Source organism: Streptomyces anulatus (genome assembly GCF_014650675.1).
In the GTDB taxonomy this organism is placed as follows: domain Bacteria; phylum Actinomycetota; class Actinomycetes; order Streptomycetales; family Streptomycetaceae; genus Streptomyces; species Streptomyces anulatus.
Window position 1 is genome coordinate 480,374 of the sequence record NZ_BMVK01000005.1, and the last position, 17,479, is coordinate 497,852.

The following is a 17,479-nucleotide window of genomic DNA, read 5'->3' on the forward strand; positions in this document are numbered from 1 at the left end:
GCGGCCCGGCCCCCCAGACCCCGCAGGGACGATGAGCACGTACCGCGACTTCGCACACCGCGGCTCCGCCCGCGCCACCGTCCTCAAGACCGTCGGCACCAAGGAACGCCGCTCGCACCTCACCGCCCCCCGGGTCCCCACGGTCGGGATCGACATCGGCGGCACCAAGGTGATGGCGGGCGTCGTGGACGCCGACGGCAACATCCTGGAACAGCTCCGCACCGAGACGCCCGACAAGTCCAAGAGCCCCAAGGTCGTCGAGGACACCATCGTCGAACTGGTCCTGGACCTCTCCGACCGCCACGACGTCCACGCGGTGGGTATCGGCGCGGCCGGCTGGGTGGACGCCGACCGCTCCAAGGTCCTGTTCGCCCCGCACCTCGCCTGGCGCGACGAACCCCTGCGCGACGCCATCGCCTCCCGCCTCGTCGTCCCCGTCATGGTCGACAACGACGCCAACACGGCGGCCTGGGCGGAATGGCGCTTCGGAGCGGGCCGGGGCGAGGACCACCTCGTCATGATCACCCTCGGTACGGGCATCGGCGGCGCGATCCTGGAGGACGGCCAGGTCAAGCGCGGCAAGTACGGCGTGGCCGGTGAGTTCGGCCACATGCAGGTCGTGCCGTCCGGCCACCGCTGCCCCTGCGGCAACCGGGGCTGCTGGGAGCAGTACAGCTCCGGCAACGCCCTGGTCCGCGAGGCCAGGGAACTGGCCGCCGCCGACTCCCCGGTCGCGCACTACCTGCTGGACCGGGTGAAGGGGAACGTCTCCGACATCACCGGGCCGCTCATCACCGAACTGGCCCGGGAGGGCGATGCGATGTGCATCGAACTCCTCCAGGACATCGGTCAGTGGCTCGGCATCGGCATCGCCAATCTGGCCGCCGCGCTCGACCCCTCCTGCTTCGTGATCGGAGGCGGTGTAAGCGCCGCCGACGACCTTCTGATCAACCCCGCCCGGGACGCCTTCAAGCGTCACCTCACCGGCCGCGGCTACCGCCCCGAGGCCCGGATCGCGAAGGCGCAGCTCGGCCCCGAGGCGGGTATGGTCGGCGCCGCGGACCTGGCCAGGCTGGTCGCCCGCCGATTCCGCCGGGCCAACCGGCGGCGCGTCGAGCGGTACGAGCGGTACGCCCAGATCTACGACCAGGCGGCGAGCACCATCCGCAACACGCGCTCCACCCGTACCGCTGACTGAACCGCAGCCGCCCTTTCCGGCGTCCACCCTTCAGTACGCCGTCACCGCAGCACCTTAGGGACCACCTGATCATGATCGCAGCCGAGCACCCCGTGGTGCCGCACCAGTCGGAGTCTCCGGGCGACGGCGAGGGCAAGCCGCCCGAGGACCGGCGGCATGTGTTCAAGCGGCGTTTCATCACCGCGACGATCATCGTGCTGCTGATCGGCATCCCGGCCGGCTACCTGCTGATCTCGGCCGGTCAGAGCCGCCGCTCGGGCCAGGACAAGGAGGCCGAGGCGGCCGCCCAGGGGCTCCGCGAGGGCTGGCCCTCCAAGATGCAGCGCCGGATCTTCGAGATCCCGATCCCCGGCAACGGGCAGGGCGTCCAGTACTACGAGACCAACAACTGGAAGGCCAGCCGGATGTACGCGAAGTTCCGGACGACCTCCGCCGGTCTCGACCGCTTCCTGACCGGGGTGGGCACCGGACGCGCGGCGCTGGAGCCCGACACGATCGACATCAGCCCCCGGGACGTCAAGATCACCGGCTGGTCCTTCGGCCCGGGCGAGGAATGGGCCAGCACCACGCACAAGAACAAGAAGCCGCGCCCGACCCAGAACATCACGGTCAACATGACCGACCCGGCCAGCCCGGTCGTGTACGTCGTCTCCGCGGCGACCCCCTGACCGGGAGCCTCTGAGCACGTCGACCCGGCTCCGGGTGTGCCGCGCCGCCACCGAGCGCATCGACCCGGTGGCGCCACGCGTGTTTCGGCCCCGGCGGTGATCCACCGCCGGGGCCGCCGTGTGTCCGCGTGCTGTGCCCGCGTGCGGTCGTGTGCGCGGGCGCTCTACCGTGTCCCGCGCGTCATCCTCGCCGTCGGCCTGCCCCGACCGGCCGGATTGCGTCGCGCCTGCGCGGCTTCGAGCCGTGTGGGCCCGGAAGGACGCCGAACACCCTGCTCCGATGACGGCTGAAATCCGTCGACGCAGGGGCAAACATCCTGCGGGCGCGATCATCGTATCGAGCTAATGTCAGCGGATTTCCTTGGTCCGGAGGCCGGAGGGGACCTTAGTGTTCCCCTGGATCTGATCTGGAGGGATTCCCCTTCATATCGCCCCTTTGCCTCACTTTTTCATCCTTTCGTAGGTTCGCGTCCGCTATGCGCGTTCCCGCTCCGACCAAGGAGAGCCTGCCCGATGACTGTTGACTCGAGCTCGGAAGCGCGGCTGGAAGTGCCCCGCCAGTCCAGCCTGGGGACGGCCGCCGCCCGCAACCTCGCCAGCACGACGAAGTCCGCCCCGCAGATGCAGGAGATCACCTCCCGTTGGCTGCTGCGGATGCTTCCCTGGGTCGAGACCAAGGGCGGCGCCTACCGGGTCAACCGGCGGCTCACCTTCACCGTGGGCGACGGGCGGGTGGAGTTCGTCCAGGACGGGTCCGCGGTCCGGGTCATCCCCCAGGAGCTGGGCGAACTGGCCCTGCTGCGGGACTTCGACGACGCCGAGGTGCTGACGGCCATCGCCGACCGGTGCGTCCAGCGTGATTTCCGGGCGGGGGAGACGCTGGTCGAGCGGGGCACGGCCGCGGACCAGCTCCATCTGATCGCGCACGGCCGGATCGGCCAGACCTCCGCCGGCAGCTACGGCGACGAGGTCACCCTGGACGTCCTGGCGGACGGCGACCGCTTCGGCGAGCACGCCCTGCTGGACGACGACGCCCGGTGGACGCAGACCGCCACCGCCGAGACCTCGGGCACGCTGCTCACCCTGTCCCGCGCCGACTTCGCGGCCGTCGTGGCGAACTCGCCGGACCTCCGGACCCACCTCGCCGAGTTCACCGCGCGCTCCGGGCAGCGGCAGAACCACCGCGGTGAGGCGGAGATCGCGATGTCGGCCGGCCATGTCGGCGAGCACGATCTGCCCGGAGCGTTCGCCGACTACGAACTGAAGCCGCGCGAGTACGAACTCTCGGTCGCCCAGACCATTCTGCGGGTCCACACCAGGGTCGCCGACCTCTACAACGGCCCGATGAACCAGACCGAGGAACAGCTCAGGCTCACCATCGAGGCGCTGCGGGAGCGCCAGGAGCACGAGCTGATCAACAACCGGGAGTTCGGCCTGCTCCACAACGCCGACTTCAAGCAGCGCGTCCAGACGCATTCCGGCCCGCCGACCCCGGACGACCTGGACGAGCTGCTCTGCCGCCGCCGGGGCACCAAGTTCTTCCTCGCGCACCCCCGGACGATCGCGGCGATGGGGCGCGAGTTCAACGCGCGCGGCCTCTACCCCGACCACACCGACCTCGGTGGCCAGCAGGTTCCCGCCTGGCGCGGTGTGCCGATCCTGCCCTGCGGCAAGATCCCCATCACCCCGGAGAGGACCAGCTCGATCCTCGCCATGCGTACCGGCGAGGAGAACCAGGGCGTCATCGGTCTGCGGCAGACCGGCCTGCCGGACGAGTACGAACCGGGCCTCTCGGTCCGCTTCATGGGCATCGACGAAAAGGCGATCATCTCCTACCTCGTCAGCACCTACTACTCCGCCGCCATCCTCGTGCCCGACGCGGTCGGTGTCCTGGAGAACGTGCAGATCGCCAACTGGCCCAGGTAGTGGTCGCGGCCCACGTGGCCCGGCCCCGCGAAGCGGGCCGCCTGCCCGGACGCCGTAGAACACCCTCCCCCCCACCAAGGAGAGCCACGCATGCCCGTGCCCGAGCTGCCACCTCCGCAGTCGAGCCTGCCGGAGGCCGTCACCCGCTTCGGGGCGACCGTGCTCGGCGCGGTCGCGGCTCGCGCCCATGACACCGACGCCGTCGGCGGGCCGACCGGCGGACGCCCCCTGCCGGGCCCGCCCGCCGGGCTGCCCTTCGGCCCGCCGGCCACCGCCGTACCGCCGACCGCCGTACCGGTGACCGATGCGCCCGGGCAGGGCGTCGGGCTGGAGCGGCTGCTGCGCGGGCCCCACGGCCTGGGCACGGCCGGGCTGCGGCTGGCGCCCCGCGAGGAGCGTCCCGTAACGCCGGCCCCCCGGGAAGGCCGGCCGATCCCGGGTCTGTACCACCATCCGGTCCCCGAGCCCGACGAGGCGCGCGTCGACGAGGTCAGCCGGAGGATCAAGGCCTGGGCGCTGGACGAGGTCTCTCTGTACCCCGAGGAGTGGGAGGAGCAGTTCGACGGCTTCTCCGTGGGCCGCTACATGGTCGGATGCCATCCGGACGCGCCCACCGTCGACCACCTGATGCTCGCCACCCGTCTGATGGTCGCCGAGAACGCGGTGGACGACTGCTACTGCGAGGACCACGGCGGGTCACCCATCGGCCTGGGCGAGCGGCTTCTGCTCGCGCACACCGCGCTCGACCCCCTGTACACCGTGCGCGAGTACCAGCCGGAGTGGGCGGACTCGCTCCACGCGGACGCCCCCCGGCGCGCCTACCGCTCCGCCATGGACTACTTCGTCCGCGCGGCCGGGCCCTCCCAGGCGGACCGGCTCCGCCACGACATGGCGCGCCTGCACCTCGGGTATCTCGCCGAAGCGTCCTGGGCCCAACAGGACCAGGTCCCCGAGGTCTGGGAGTACCTGGCGATGCGCCAGTTCAACAACTTCCGGCCCTGCCCCACCATCACCGACACCGTCGGCGGTTACGAGCTCCCGGCGGACCTGCACGCCCGGGCCGACATGCAGAAGGTCATCGCCCTGGCCTCCAACGCCACGACGATCGTGAACGACCTCTACTCGTACACCAAGGAGCTCGACGCCCCGGGCCGGCACCTGAACCTGCCCGTCGTGATCGCCGAACGCGAGGGGCTGTCCGACCAGGACGCCTACCTCAAGTCGGTCGAGGTCCACAACGAGCTGATGCACGACTTCGAGACAGAGGCCGCGGCGCTGGCCACCGCCTGCCCCGTCCCGGCCGTGCAGCGCTTCCTGCGGGGCGTCGCCGCCTGGGTCGACGGCAATCACCACTGGCACCAATCGAACACCTACCGCTACAGCCTGCCCGACTTCTGGTAGGCCCCGACATCCGGCAAGAGATGGGAACCCTCTGTGACCAGCGCTGAACTCACCACCGCCCCCACCCTGCGTATCCCCGGCCCCGCGACGCCCTACCAGGGAGACATCGCCCGCTACTGGGACGGGGAGGCCCGGCCCGTGAACCTGCGCCTCGGCGATGTCGACGGCCTCTACCACCACCACTACGGCATCGGTGAGGTCGACACCGCTTCGCTCGGCAACCCCGAGGACAGCGAGAGCGAGAAGAAGCTGATCACCGAGCTCCACCGGCTGGAGTCGGCCCAGGCCGAGTTCCTTCTGGGGCACCTCGGTGACATCGGGCGCGACGACACGCTGGTGGACGCGGGCTGCGGCCGGGGCGGCTCGATGGTGATGGCGCACCAGCGCTTCGGCTGTTCCGTGGAAGGCGTGACGCTGTCGGCCAAGCAGGCCGACTTCGCCAATGGGCGCGCCGCGGAACTGGGAATCGGCGACCACGTCCGCGCCCGCGTCTGCAACATGCTCTCCACGCCCTTCGCGACCGGTTCCGCCGCGGCGTCGTGGAACAACGAGTCGAGCATGTACGTGGACCTGGACGACCTCTTCGCCGAGCACTCCCGCGTCCTGAAGGTCGGCGGTCGCTACGTGACCATCACCGGCTGCTGGAACCCGCGCTACGGCCAGCCCTCGAAGTGGGTCTCGCAGATCAACGCGCACTTCGAGTGCAACATCCACTCGCGCCGGGAGTACCTGCGCGCCATGGCCGACAACCGCCTCGTGCCGCAGGCCGTCATCGACCTCACCCCCGACACCCTGCCCTACTGGGAGCTGCGCGCCACGTCCTCGCTGGTCACGGGGATCGAGGACGCGTTCATCAACTCCTACCGGGACGGGTCCTTCCAGTACCTCCTCATCGCGGCCGACCGCGTCTGACGGCGCCCGGTCCATCGGCCGGCCGGCACCGGGGACACCCCCGGTGCCGGCCGGCCATCTCGGCGTTCGGCATGAGCCGGCACGGCCGCGGGGTTAGTTTGGAAGGAGGCGGTCCGATCGGGTGGAAGCGGCCGGACGCATCGCGGTTCACCGGGGCGGCGCGACGGCCTTGTGGAGCGAGAAGGAACTGTGATGAGAGACCGAGTCACCGAAGCGGTCCCGGCACTGGTGGCGGCGGCCGTCGCCGCGCCGTCCATGCACAACGCCCAGCCGTGGAGATTCGTCCACCGCACGGACACCGGCGTCCTCTCGCTGTACGGCGATCCGGACCGTGCCCTGCCGGTCGGCGACCCCGAGCACCGGGGCATGCATCTCGGATGCGGGGGCGCGCTGTTCAATCTGCGGGTGGCCGCCGCTCAGCAGGGCTGGGACGCGGTCGCCGAGGTGTTCCCGGACCGCCGGGATCCCTGGCGTCTGGTCGATGTCACGCTGGAGGAGCCCGACACCGTGCCCTTCGACCGGGGGCTGGCGGACCTCTTTCCCGCTGTGGAGGCCCGGCACACCAACCGCTCCCCGTTCTCCGACGAGCAGATCCCGCCGGAGATATTCGACGAGCTGTGCGCGGCCGCGCTCCTGGAAGGGGCCCGGCTCGCCGTTCCGAGCGACTGGCACGCCGATGATCTCGTCGACCTCGTGCACGACGCGGAGCTCCACGAGGCCGCCAGCGATCTCATGCGGGCGGAGATCATCGCCTGGACGCGCACCGGGAGGGCGGGGGAGGGGCCGGCGGCCGAGGGAGTGCCCTCCTACGCGTTCGGTCCGCGCCAGCACGACGTGAAGGTGCCCGTGCGGGACTTCGGGCTGCCTCGGGACACGCAGCGTGCCACGGCCACATTCGAGGAGCGCCCTCAGCTGGCGGTGCTCGGCACGGAGACGGACGACCCCGCCGACTGGCTCCGGGCAGGGCAGGCCATGGAGCGGATCCTGCTCGTGGCGACGCGGGACGGCCTGGCAACCTCGATGATGTCGCAGCCGCTGGAATGGCCGGAGCTGAGGTCGATGGCCCGCGATCCGGCGTCCAGGATGGGCTTCGTCCACATGGTCTTCCGCCTCGGCTACGGCCCCCCGGCGGCGCCCACCCCGCGCAGACCGGTCGCCGATGTGCTCACCGTCGTGTGACACACCGGTGCGCGCCCGGCCGCACCACCGCGCTCCCGCCCGTTCCCTCCCCGCCGGGACGGCCGGCCCCCGGGTCGCTTCGACGACCTGAGTTGGGGCAGACGGTCGCGGGATGAGAGGGTCGAGCGGGTGAGCGAGCCACAGAACACCCTCAAGTACTGCGTCGACGGCCCGGAAGACGCTCCGGTCCTGGTCATAGGCCCCTCGCTGGGTACCACATGGCACATGTGGGACCGCCAGATACCCGAGCTGTCCCAGCACTGGCGGGTCTTCCGCTACGACCTGCCCGGCCACGGCGGCGCGCCCGCCCACGCCTCGGCCTCCGTCACCGATCTGGCCGACCGGCTGATCGCGACGCTGGACGGGCTCGGCATCCAGCGGTTCGGCTACGCGGGCTGCTCGATCGGCGGGGCGATCGGCTCGGACCTGGCATTGAGACATCCGCACCGGGTGGCCTCGCTGGCGCTCGTCGCCTCCTCGCCCCGGTTCGGCACGGCCGACGAGTTCCGCCAGCGCGGCGTGATCGTCCGCACCAACGGTCTGGAGCCGATGGCCCGCACCGCGCCGGAGCGCTGGTTCACCCCCGGCTTCGCCGCCGCGCAGCCCGCCATCGTCGAATGGGCCGTGCAGATGGTCCGCACGACCGATCCCGGGTGCTACATCGCCGCCTGCGAGGCGCTCGCGGCGTTCGACATCCGCGGCGCCCTGGGCCGGATCGGCGTGCCCACCCTGGTGCTGGTCGGGGCGGAGGACCAGGTCACCGGGCCCGCCGAGGCCCGCACGCTGGTCGCCGGGATACCGGACGCCCGCCTGGCGCTCGTCCCCGGGGCCTCGCACCTCGCGCCGGTCGAGCAGCCCGCCGCCGTCAGCGACCTGCTGCTGATGCACTTCTCCACCTCCTGGCAGCAGGACACCTCGGCCGCGATCCCCGTGCTGCCGATCGTCCTCGGGCCCGCGACGCCCGCCGCCCCGTTCGCCCCGGTGGCCGAGATCGCCCCGGCCGCCCCGGCGCCCGAGACCTCCGCTCCGACGCCGGACGCCCGGCACGAGCAGGGCACGAAGGTACGCCGGGAGGTGCTGGGCGACGCCCATGTCGACGCGGTGAACGCCTCGGCCGACGGATTCACCGAGGACTTTCAGGAGCTGGTCACCCGGTACGCCTGGGGCGAGGTCTGGAGCCGGGACGGACTCGACCGCCGTACCCGCAGCTGCATCACGCTCACCGCGCTCGTCGCCTCCGGCCACCTGGAAGGCCTCGCCGCGCACACCCGGGCCGCCCTGCGCAACGGCCTGACGCCCGCCGAGATCAAGGAAGTCCTGCTCCAGACCGCCGTCTACTGCGGGCTCCCGGCCGCCGGTGCCGCCTTCGCCGTCGCGCAGAAGGTGATCCAGGAGGAAACCACGCCGCCCGCGTAGCAGGATGGGGCCATGAACGCATCGCCCGGGGCTCTCACCCTCACCAAGAAGACCCACTCCTGCGTCCGGATCGAGAAGGAGGGGCGGGTCCTGGTCATCGACCCCGGCGGCTTCTCCGAGGACGACGCGGCGCTCGGCGCCGATGTCGTCCTGGTGACGCACGAGCACCCGGACCACTTCAACGAGGCGCGGCTGCGGGTGGGCCTGGAGGCGAACCCGGCGGCCGAGATCTGGACGCTGCGCAGCGTGGCCGAGCAGCTCTCGGCGGCCTTCCCCGGGCGCGTGCACACCGTGGGCGAGGGGGACGCGTTCTCCGCCGCCGGATTCGACGTCACCGTGCACGGCGAGCTGCACGCGGTGATCCACCCGGACATCCCGAGGATCACCAACATCGGCTTCCTCGTCGACGGTTCGGTCTTCCACCCCGGCGACGCGCTCACCGTCCCCGACCGCCCCGTCGACACCCTCCTGCTGCCGGTGATGGCGCCCTGGAGCAAGATCTCCGAGGTCATCGACTACGTGCGCGAGGTCAAGCCGCGACGCGCCATCGACGTCCACGACGCCCTGCTGACCGATCTGGCACGGCCGATCTACGACAACCAGATCGGGGCCCTGGGCGGCGCGGACCACGGCCGGCTGGCCCCGGGCGGCGTCACCGAGCTGTGAGCCCACCGGCGACTGTCAGTGGGAGCCGCTAGGTTGGCTGCCATGCGCATCGCCACCTATAACGTCAATTCGATCACCGCCCGGCTGCCGAGGCTTCTGGCCTGGCTGGAGAGCAGCGGCACCGATGTGCTGTGCATCCAGGAGACCAAGTGCACGGCGGAGCAGTTCCCCACCGCCGCCCTCGCCGAGCTGGGTTACGAGTCCGCGGTCAACGCCACCGGCCGGTGGAACGGGGTCGCGCTGCTCTCCCGCGTCGGCCTCTCCGACGTCGTCACCGGGCTGCCCGACGGCCCGGACTACGACGGGGTGCAGGAGCCGCGCGCGATCTCGGCGACGTGCGGCCCGCTGCGCCTCTGGTCGGTGTACGTGCCCAACGGCCGCGAGGTCGAGCACGAGCACTACGCGTACAAGCTGCGCTGGCTGGAGGCCCTGCGGAAGGCCGTGGCGGCGGACGCCGCGAAGGCACTGCCGTTCGCGGTCCTCGGTGACTTCAATGTTGCCCCGACCGACGAGGACGTCTGGGACCCGGCGCTGTTCGCCGGCGCCACGCATGTGACGCCCGCCGAGCGCGCCGCCCTCACGGCCCTGGAGGCGGAGGGCCTGAGCGAGGTCCTGCCCCGCCCCCTCAAGTACGACCGCGCCTACACCTTCTGGGACTACCGCGAGCTGAGGTTCCCCAAGAACAAGGGCATGCGGATCGACCTCACCTTCGGCAACGCCCCGTTCACCGCCGCCGTCAAGGACAGCTACGTCGACCGCGAGGAGCGCAAGGGCAAGGGCGCGTCGGACCACGCCCCGGTGGTCGTCGACCTCGACCTCTGAGGCGCGATCCACGGGGGCGGAGGCCGCGTCGCACTGACAACCCGAGGTTGACACCCGGTGGGTGTCAACTTACGGTTGACGCATGACGCAGCCTCTTCCCGCCGCACCGTCCGTACGCCTCGACGACCTGATCGAGGCCATCAAGAAGTCCAACACCGATGCCCTGGAGCAGCTCTCCGGCGCGGTCATCGCCGCCGACCACCTCGGCGACGTCGCCGACCATCTGATCGGCCACTTCGTGGACCAGGCGCGCCGCTCCGGCGCCTCCTGGACGGACATCGGCCGGAGCATGGGGGTCACCCGCCAGGCGGCCCAGAAGCGCTTCGTGCCCAAGAAGGGCGACGGCGCATCCGACCTGGACCCGAGCCAGGGCTTCGGCCGCTTCACCCAGCGCGCCCGCAACGTCGTCATGGCCGCCCACAACGAGGCCCAGGCCGCCCGGCACGCCGAGATCCTCCCGGCCCACCTGGTGCTCGGCCTGCTCGCCGAGCCCGAATCCATCGCGGCCGGGGTCCTCCTCGGCCCCGAGGTCACCCCGGACGCCCTCCGTACGGCGGCGACCGCCGCGCTGCCGGCGGCAGCCGAAGAGGTGCCCGAGCTGATCCCGTACGACGCGGACTCCCGCAAGGTCCTGGAGCTGACCTTCCGCGAGGCGCTGCGGCTCGGGCACAACTACGTCGGCACCGAGCACATCCTGCTGGCCCTGCTGGAGTTCGAGGGCGGATCCGGTGTGCTGAGCGGCCTCGGCGTGGAGAAGGACGCCGCCTCGGCGGCCGTCGAGGCGGCGGTGACCGAAGCGGCCGCCGTCCTGTGGCAGCAGAAGTCCTGACCGGAGCCCCCGGCGCGCGGGCGGCGGGTTCTCAGTGCACCGAGAACCCGCCGTCCACGAACACCGACTGCCCGGTGACGTACGCCGAGGAACGCCCCGCCAGGAACACCGCGGCCCCCGCGAAGTCCTCCCCGAGGCCGTTGCGGCCGACCATCGTCCGGGCGGCGAGCGACGCCACCTTCTCCGGGTCCGAGGCGAGGCTCCGGTTCAGCGGCGTCAGCACGAAGCCGGGCACCAGCGTGTTCACGGTGACGCCGTGCGGGGACCACGCCTCGGCCTGGGAGCGGGCCAGGGACTCCAGGCCGCCCTTGGACACTCCGTACGCGCCGCTGTCCACGAAGGCCCGGTGCGCCTGCTGCGAGGTGACGTGGATGATCCGCCCGTAGCCGCGCTCGGCCATACCGGGCCCGAAGCGCTGCCCCAGCAGGAACGGCGCCTTCAGGTTCACCGCCATCGTGGTGTCCCAGACGTCCTCGCCGAGCTCGGCCATCGGCGGGCGCAGATTGATCCCGGCGCAGTTCACCAGGATGTCCGGCTCCCCGAACGCCTGGGCGGCCCCGTCCGCTCCCGCACGCACGCCCTCGGCGGTGCTCAGGTCCGCGCTCACCCAGGCGGCCCGGCAGCCCTCGGCGGTCAGCTCGTCGACGGTCGCCCTCAGCTCGGCCTCCCGGCGGGCCACCACGACGACGCCCGCGCCGGCCCGGGCCAGGGCGCCGGTGATCGCCCGGCCGATGCCGGAGCTGCCGCCGGTGACCACCGCCACCCGGCCCTCCAGTGAGAACAGTTCCGAAACGTAAGCGTGTGCACTCATGTGCGCACTTTAGATATCTGCTCGGATACCCGGCCGAGGTGGGGTGGGGGATCGGTGAACGCCGCGCGCCCTGTGGTGCGGAACCTGGCCGGGATGGGACCCTAGTGGTATGAACATCCCTTTCTTGGACAACTGGCGTAAGCGTCAGGGTGGTACGCGTTCAGGCGCACTCGCCGCCGCCGTCGAGGCAGACCCCGACGGCGTGGCCGAACTGCTCGCCGAATGCGAACTGCTGCGCGTCCGGGCGGGGCAGCACGGACTCGAACTCGACGACACACCCGCCTCGTTGGCCGCACTCGACCAGCTGCCGCCCCGCTGGCGCGACGACCCCGAGGAGCTTCCCTGGCTCGGCAACGACGCCGGTCTCTACCTCGGCACCGTGATCGTGCGGACCGTCCCGGGGGCGGCGTGGGACGTCTGGCCGAGCGGTCAGCCCGTGGTGCGGCTGGAGTCCGGGCGGGAGATCGACGTCGTCGCGGCCGGTCTCGACTGGGCGATGGCGGGCAGCCCCGAGCTCTCCCAGGTCTACGCGGAGTCCGCCGAGAACTGAGCCGGCGCCCGGCCGGGGGCCCGCTCTCCTCAGCTAATCCAGTTAAAAAGCCTTTTGCGCCATTTACGCGTGTCGGGTGCGAAGTCCCTTTTCGGGATGGATAGTTTGCGCTGACCTCGACACAGCGACAAGTGGGTAGGGCAGCGCATGGCCGTCGATCCGTTGATTGAACTGCGGGACGTCAACAAACACTTCGGGGAGTTGCACGTACTTCAGGACATCAATCTCACCGTCGGCCGCGGGGAGGTGGTGGTGGTCATCGGCCCCTCCGGCTCGGGGAAATCCACCCTGTGCCGGGCGATCAACCGGCTGGAGACGATCGAGTCCGGCAGCATCATGATCGACGGCAGACCCCTTCCCGAGGAGGGCAAGGGACTGGCCCAGCTCCGTGCCGAAGTCGGCATGGTCTTCCAGTCGTTCAACCTCTTCGCCCACAAGACCGTGCTGGACAACGTCTCGCTGGCACAGCTCAAGGTCCGCAAGCGCAAGAAGGACGAGGCCGACCGGCGCTCGGGCGAACTGCTGGAGCGGGTCGGCCTGGCCGCCCACGCCGACAAGTTCCCCGCCCAGCTCTCCGGTGGTCAGCAGCAGCGCGTGGCCATCGCCCGCGCCCTGGCCATGGACCCCAAGGCGCTCCTCTTCGACGAGCCCACCTCGGCGCTCGACCCGGAGATGATCAACGAGGTGCTGGAGGTCATGCAGCAGCTCGCCCGGGACGGCATGACCATGGTCGTGGTCACCCACGAGATGGGCTTCGCCCGCTCCGCGGCCAACCGCGTGGTGTTCATGTCCGACGGCTGCGTCGTCGAGGACCGCACCCCGGAGGACTTCTTCACGAACCCTTCGAGCGACCGCGCCAAGGACTTCCTGTCCAAGATCCTCAAGCACTGAGGGGAGGCTTCCATGTTCCGCACGAGGAACACGCGTACGGGCAGGGCCGCCGCCCTCGTGGCCGGTCTCCTGCTCGCCGCACTCGCCGCGGGCTGCGGCAAGGACGGCAGCCCGCCGGTCAAGGGCCCCAAGGCCGAGGCCCTGCCGGTGTACCAGGTCGACACCGGCTTCGAACTGCCCGACTCCCGCACCTGGACCAAGGCGAAGAAGCGCGGCTATCTGGTGGTCGGCGCCAAGGAGGACCAGCCGTACCTGGGGGAGAAGGACCCGGCGAGCGGGATCTACTCCGGGTTCGACATCGAGATCGCCCGGATGATGTCGGCCTCGCTCGGCTTCGACCCGAAGACGATCCGCTTCCGCACGATCGCCTCCGCCAACCGCGAGACGGCCCTGCAGAACGGCCAGATCGACTACTACGTCGGCACCTACACCATCAACGACATGCGCAAGAAGCTCGTCGGCTTCGCCGGTCCGTACTACATGGCGGGCCAGGGCCTGCTGGTGCGCACCGACGAGAACGACATCAACGGGCCCCAGGACCTGGCGGGCAAGACCGTCTGCTCGGCGGCAGGCTCCACGCCCTACCAGCGGATCGCCGCCGACTATCCCGAGGCGACGCTCGTCGCGTACGACACGTACTCGATCTGCGTCGACAACCTCCTCACCTTCCAGGTCGACGCCGTCACCACCGACGACGCGATCCTGCTGGGCTTCGCGGCCAAGGCGCCCGACGAGATGAAGGTCGTCGGCAAGCCCTTCTCCGAGGAGCCGTACGGCATCGGCGTACCGCGCAACGACAACGCGCTGCGCGACGCGCTCAACGACGCGCTGGAGGCCAACGAGAAGAACGGCAACTGGAAGAAGGCGTACGAAGCGACGCTGGGGCTCTCCGGAGCGCCCGCGCCGACCCCGCCGCCCATCGACCGCTACCCGGCGACCTGAGGGGACGGCCCCACCCATGGATGTACTGACAGAGAACTTCTCCCTCTACGGCAAGGGCTTCCTCGGCACCGTCGAGCTGACCGTCTACGCCTCCGCGCTGGCGCTCGTGCTCGGCTTCCTGATGGCGTCGTTCCGGGTCGCGCCCGTCGGCTCCTTCCGGGTGCTGGGCACGGTCTGGGTCACCGTGCTCCGCAACACCCCGCTGACGCTGCTGTTCTTCGCGGTCCTGCTCGGCCTGCCCCGCTTCGGGCTCGTCCTGCCGTTCCAGGTCTTCGCGGTGCTGGCACTCGGCTGCTACACCTCGGCCTTCATCTGCGAGGTGCTGCGCTCCGGCATCAACACCGTGCCCAAGGGCCAGGGCGAGGCCGCCCGCAGCCTCGGCATGAACTTCGGCCAGACCCTGAGCACCGTGGTGCTGCCGCAGGCGTTCCGGTCGGTGATCCCGCCGGTCGGCTCGACGCTGATCGCGCTGGCGAAGAACTCCGCGATCGCCGGGGCGTTCAGCGTCACCGAACTCCTCGGCACCTACAAGACGCTCAACGAGCTGGGCTACAGCATCATCTGGTCCTTCATCTGGATCGCCGTCGGCTACCTGATCATCACCCTGACCATCAGCGCGGTGTTCAACGTGATGGAGAAGCGCTGGGGAGTGGCACGATGACCAAGACCCTCACCCGCAGGCCGACGCTCCCGGCGGCCACCGCGCTCTACGACATCCCCGGCCCGGTGACCCGTAAGCGGCACCTGCTGTACGGGATCGCCTCGACGGTCCTGATCCTGGCGCTGTTCGGCTGGATCGTCTATCTGCTCTTCGACACCGACCAGTTCACCGCGGAGAAGTGGACGCCCTTCGAGTACAAGGGCATCCAGGAACTGCTGCTGCGGGGACTCGGCAACACCCTCAAGGCGTTCGCGTACGCCGCGGTCCTCTCGCTCGTCCTGGGCGCGGTCCTCGCGGTCGGCCGGCTCTCCGAACACCGGGTGCTGCGCTGGATCTCCACCCTGCTGGTCGAGTTCTTCCGGGCCATGCCGGTGCTGGTGATGATCTTCTTCATCTTCGTGGCGCTGAAGGTCCAGCCGCTGCCCGCCCTGGTCGCCGGTCTGACGCTCTACAACGGCTCCGTCCTGGCGGAGGTGTTCCGCACCGGGATCAACTCCGTGGACCGGGGCCAGCGCGAGGCGGCGTACGCGCTCGGTATGCGCAAGACACAGGTCACCACGTTCGTCCTGGCTCCCCAGGCCGTACGCGCGATGCTGCCGACCATCATCAGTCAGCTGGTGGTCGCGCTCAAGGACACCTCACTGGGCTATCTGATCACCTACGAGGAATTCCTCCACGCCGGGAAGCTGATCGCGTCGAATCTCGACTACGATCTTCCCTTCATCCCCGTCGTGATGGTGATCTCTCCGATCTACATCGGGATGTGCATGCTGCTCTCGTGGTTCGCCACCTGGGTGGCCCGTCGTCAGCGGCGCAGTCCGAAGACGAAGGCGGTGGGGGTGGCCCCGGCCGAACCGGGGACGCTGCTGCCGGGAGGACAGTAGCCGGGCCCTGCCCGCCCGGCAGCAGTCGGTGATCACTTCTCGCGCAGCGGGACCGAGAGATGACTCGGGTCCGTGCCGGGCGAGGAGAAGGTCAGCTGCGCGCCGGTCGGGTTGTGCTCGATGTACAGCGGATCGACGGTGTCGATCACCAGGGCGAGCCGGTGACCGGCCGGGACGTCGTAGGCCGTGGAGTACAGCTCCAGGTCGACGGGGAACGGCCGGCCCGGCGTCTGCCCGTGGAAGGTGTACGGAGCATTGCTGACCAGTTTGCCGATGCCGAGCGGCCCCACGTCGTAGAGATACGCGACGAGGGTGCCGCTCGACTTCGTGGCGGTGACCGTGGTGTGCAGCGCGGACGTCCCCCGGATCCGCTGCGTGGTGGCGTACCGCTCCGACTGCCACACGCTCGCGAAGGTGCGCGGCAGCAGGGGTACGGAGACCGTCGGCGGCAGCTTCAGGAACTGGTCCAGCGCGTTGGACAGGATCGCGATGCCGCCGTTGGCGCCGGAGTCGACGTTCGCCCACACCTTCTTGGTGCCGTCCAGCGGGATCCGGTTCTTCACGGCCCCGACCGACTTCCAGTCCGGGTAGCCCTCGTAGCCCTTGTCCGTACGGGACTTGAGCTGGACCGGCGGCTCGGTGTCGATGCCGTTGCGCTCACCCTTGAGATAGCGGTCGAACCAGCGGCGGGTGCTCGTCCAGGTGTCGTTCGGGAGCCCGAGCAGGCCGGTGGCCTCGGCGGTGGCGTGGTCGCCGGGGCGGAACTCCAGCCGCTTGGGGCCGGTGAGCTTGTCGTAGAACGAGGCGTACTGGTTGGGCGGGAAGATGGTGTCGCCCCAGGCGTTGCCCATCATGATCGCCGCGCCGTTGGCGTTGATCCGGTCCAGATACGTCGCGGGGGAGCGCTTCTTCCCCCAGGCGATCATCTCCGGCTCCTTCTCCAGATTGGAGCCGAGGAAGTCCTTCAGCGTCCGCGTCAGTTCGTCGCCGGGGCGGCCGGTGACCAGGCCCAGGCCGCCGAGCAGGGCGGCCGCCTGGAGGTGCTGGGTGCGACCGCTGTAGATCGAGTCGATCAGGTCGGCCCAGCCGCTGAGCGCGGCCACCGCCTTGATGCGCGGGTCGTGCCCCGCCGCCAGCAGGCTGATGCCGGCCCCGTAGGAGACGCCGCCCATGCCGATGCGGTCCGGGTCGGCGGAGGCGTTCTCCAGCGCCCAGTCGATGACGGCGGAGGCGTCCGCGATGTCCGGGGGACCCGCGACCTCGATCTTCCCGCCCGAGAGCCAGAAGCCGCGCGAGGTGTAACTCACCACGACGTAACCGGAGTCGGCGAGCTTCTGGGCCTGGGCCAGATACTCGATCTGCGGCATGGCCCAGCTGGTCGGGAAGACGATCAGCGGATGTTTAGCCCCGGCCGCCGCCCCGGCGGGCGTGAAGACGTTGCCCTTCAGAGTGATGCCCCCGGAGCCGGGGATGTCGTGGAACGTCAGGCCCTGTGCGGTGGTCGTGCCCGCGGGTGCGGTGCCGGGGGCGGCCGTCGCGGCCGGGGCGGCGCCGAGCGCGGCCCCGGCGAGCAGGACGGCGGCGGTGGTGATCGAAGCGGTGGTGCGCAGTGCCGGTTTCGGACGTGCCACGGGGTCACTCCTCACGCGTGTCAGTGCAAAGTGACCCGACGGTAACCCCGGTTGTTTACCGCTGGTAACTACCGGGTGCGTTGCGTGAAGGT

At 70.5% G+C, this 17,479-nt stretch carries 17 protein-coding genes; 15 read left to right on the top strand and 2 right to left on the bottom strand.

Going from position 1 to position 17,479, the window contains the following annotated elements; genetic code table 11:
* Positions 1–31: 31 nt before the first annotated feature.
* From IE272_RS16215 to IE272_RS16260, 10 genes are all read left to right on the top strand, one after another.
* Positions 32–1,198, top strand: a complete 1,167-nt coding sequence (locus tag IE272_RS16215; protein ID WP_050357359.1) for an ROK family glucokinase — start codon at positions 32–34, stop codon at positions 1,196–1,198.
* Positions 1,199–1,269: 71 nt separating this feature from the next.
* Complete coding sequence (locus IE272_RS16220) at positions 1,270–1,866, top strand: hypothetical protein (protein WP_050357360.1); 597 nt, start codon at positions 1,270–1,272, stop codon at positions 1,864–1,866.
* A gap of 513 nt (positions 1,867–2,379) precedes the next feature.
* On the top strand, positions 2,380–3,792 hold the full coding sequence (locus IE272_RS16225; protein WP_050357361.1) for a family 2B encapsulin nanocompartment shell protein: 1,413 nt from the start codon (positions 2,380–2,382) through the stop codon (positions 3,790–3,792).
* 90 nt (positions 3,793–3,882) lie between these two features.
* Positions 3,883–5,193 carry a family 2 encapsulin nanocompartment cargo protein terpene cyclase gene (locus IE272_RS16230; protein WP_190007150.1) on the top strand — a complete coding sequence of 437 codons (1,311 nt, stop codon included), beginning with the start codon at positions 3,883–3,885 and terminating at the stop codon, positions 5,191–5,193.
* Between the two features lie 33 nt (positions 5,194–5,226).
* Positions 5,227–6,105: a geranyl diphosphate 2-C-methyltransferase gene (locus tag IE272_RS16235; protein WP_050357363.1), complete on the top strand. Its 879-nt coding sequence runs from the start codon at positions 5,227–5,229 to the stop codon at positions 6,103–6,105.
* A gap of 192 nt (positions 6,106–6,297) precedes the next feature.
* Complete coding sequence (locus tag IE272_RS16240; protein ID WP_190007151.1) at positions 6,298–7,284, top strand: Acg family FMN-binding oxidoreductase; 987 nt, start codon at positions 6,298–6,300, stop codon at positions 7,282–7,284.
* A 129-nt stretch (positions 7,285–7,413) separates the two neighbouring features.
* Positions 7,414–8,700 (top strand): bifunctional 3-oxoadipate enol-lactonase/4-carboxymuconolactone decarboxylase PcaDC, encoded by a 1,287-nt coding sequence (gene pcaDC / locus IE272_RS16245; protein WP_190007152.1) that lies wholly within the window; start codon positions 7,414–7,416, stop codon positions 8,698–8,700.
* A 12-nt stretch (positions 8,701–8,712) separates the two neighbouring features.
* Positions 8,713–9,366 (top strand): MBL fold metallo-hydrolase, encoded by a 654-nt coding sequence (locus tag IE272_RS16250; RefSeq protein WP_007454881.1) that lies wholly within the window; start codon positions 8,713–8,715, stop codon positions 9,364–9,366.
* A gap of 42 nt (positions 9,367–9,408) precedes the next feature.
* Entirely contained in the window at positions 9,409–10,188 is a 780-nt protein-coding gene (locus IE272_RS16255) for an exodeoxyribonuclease III (protein ID WP_050357366.1), read from the top strand.
* A gap of 82 nt (positions 10,189–10,270) precedes the next feature.
* Positions 10,271–11,017 (top strand): Clp protease N-terminal domain-containing protein, encoded by a 747-nt coding sequence (locus tag IE272_RS16260; protein ID WP_050357367.1) that lies wholly within the window; start codon positions 10,271–10,273, stop codon positions 11,015–11,017.
* Positions 11,018–11,048: 31 nt separating this feature from the next.
* Here IE272_RS16260 and IE272_RS16265 read toward each other — a convergent pair whose 3' ends face one another.
* Positions 11,049–11,828 carry an SDR family NAD(P)-dependent oxidoreductase gene (locus tag IE272_RS16265; protein WP_050357368.1) on the bottom strand — a complete coding sequence of 260 codons (780 nt, stop codon included), beginning with the start codon at positions 11,826–11,828 and terminating at the stop codon, positions 11,049–11,051.
* Positions 11,829–11,937: 109 nt separating this feature from the next.
* Between IE272_RS16265 and IE272_RS16270 the strand changes: the two genes are divergently transcribed.
* From IE272_RS16270 to IE272_RS16290, 5 genes are all read left to right on the top strand, one after another.
* Complete coding sequence (locus IE272_RS16270; RefSeq protein WP_047179583.1) at positions 11,938–12,378, top strand: DUF6278 family protein; 441 nt, start codon at positions 11,938–11,940, stop codon at positions 12,376–12,378.
* A 147-nt stretch (positions 12,379–12,525) separates the two neighbouring features.
* Entirely contained in the window at positions 12,526–13,269 is a 744-nt protein-coding gene (locus IE272_RS16275) for an amino acid ABC transporter ATP-binding protein (RefSeq protein ID WP_007454870.1), read from the top strand.
* Between the two features lie 12 nt (positions 13,270–13,281).
* Complete coding sequence (locus IE272_RS16280; RefSeq protein ID WP_190007153.1) at positions 13,282–14,211, top strand: glutamate ABC transporter substrate-binding protein; 930 nt, start codon at positions 13,282–13,284, stop codon at positions 14,209–14,211.
* 16 nt (positions 14,212–14,227) lie between these two features.
* The gene (locus tag IE272_RS16285) at positions 14,228–14,872 is read left to right on the top strand and encodes an amino acid ABC transporter permease (protein WP_007454866.1); all 645 of its coding nucleotides are present in this window, start codon (positions 14,228–14,230) and stop codon (positions 14,870–14,872) included.
* Positions 14,869–15,756 carry an amino acid ABC transporter permease gene (locus IE272_RS16290; RefSeq protein WP_050357372.1) on the top strand — a complete coding sequence of 296 codons (888 nt, stop codon included), beginning with the start codon at positions 14,869–14,871 and terminating at the stop codon, positions 15,754–15,756. The genes IE272_RS16285 and IE272_RS16290 overlap by 4 nt, the downstream gene beginning before the upstream one ends.
* Positions 15,757–15,788: 32 nt before the next feature.
* Here IE272_RS16290 and IE272_RS16295 read toward each other — a convergent pair whose 3' ends face one another.
* Positions 15,789–17,387: a CocE/NonD family hydrolase gene (locus tag IE272_RS16295; protein ID WP_190007154.1), complete on the bottom strand. Its 1,599-nt coding sequence runs from the start codon at positions 17,385–17,387 to the stop codon at positions 15,789–15,791.
* Between the last annotated feature and the right edge of the window lie 92 nt (positions 17,388–17,479).

Excerpts from the sequence above, each read along its gene's own strand:
- IE272_RS16260 (WP_050357367.1), top strand. The coding sequence starts at position 10,271 with ATGACGCAGCCTCTTCCCGCCGCACCGTCCGTACGCCTCGACGACCTG.
- IE272_RS16240 (WP_190007151.1), top strand. The coding sequence starts at position 6,298 with ATGAGAGACCGAGTCACCGAAGCGGTCCCGGCACTGGTGGCGGCGGCC.
- IE272_RS16280 (WP_190007153.1), top strand. The coding sequence starts at position 13,282 with ATGTTCCGCACGAGGAACACGCGTACGGGCAGGGCCGCCGCCCTCGTG.
- IE272_RS16270 (WP_047179583.1), top strand. The coding sequence starts at position 11,938 with ATGAACATCCCTTTCTTGGACAACTGGCGTAAGCGTCAGGGTGGTACG.
- IE272_RS16255 (WP_050357366.1), top strand. The coding sequence starts at position 9,409 with ATGCGCATCGCCACCTATAACGTCAATTCGATCACCGCCCGGCTGCCG.
- IE272_RS16285 (WP_007454866.1), top strand. The coding sequence starts at position 14,228 with ATGGATGTACTGACAGAGAACTTCTCCCTCTACGGCAAGGGCTTCCTC.
- IE272_RS16275 (WP_007454870.1), top strand. The coding sequence starts at position 12,526 with ATGGCCGTCGATCCGTTGATTGAACTGCGGGACGTCAACAAACACTTC.
- IE272_RS16215 (WP_050357359.1), top strand. The coding sequence starts at position 32 with ATGAGCACGTACCGCGACTTCGCACACCGCGGCTCCGCCCGCGCCACC.
- IE272_RS16225 (WP_050357361.1), top strand. The coding sequence starts at position 2,380 with ATGACTGTTGACTCGAGCTCGGAAGCGCGGCTGGAAGTGCCCCGCCAG.
- IE272_RS16230 (WP_190007150.1), top strand. The coding sequence starts at position 3,883 with ATGCCCGTGCCCGAGCTGCCACCTCCGCAGTCGAGCCTGCCGGAGGCC.
- IE272_RS16220 (WP_050357360.1), top strand. The coding sequence starts at position 1,270 with ATGATCGCAGCCGAGCACCCCGTGGTGCCGCACCAGTCGGAGTCTCCG.
- IE272_RS16250 (WP_007454881.1), top strand. The coding sequence starts at position 8,713 with ATGAACGCATCGCCCGGGGCTCTCACCCTCACCAAGAAGACCCACTCC.
- IE272_RS16265 (WP_050357368.1), bottom strand. The coding sequence starts at position 11,828 with ATGAGTGCACACGCTTACGTTTCGGAACTGTTCTCACTGGAGGGCCGG.
- IE272_RS16290 (WP_050357372.1), top strand. The coding sequence starts at position 14,869 with ATGACCAAGACCCTCACCCGCAGGCCGACGCTCCCGGCGGCCACCGCG.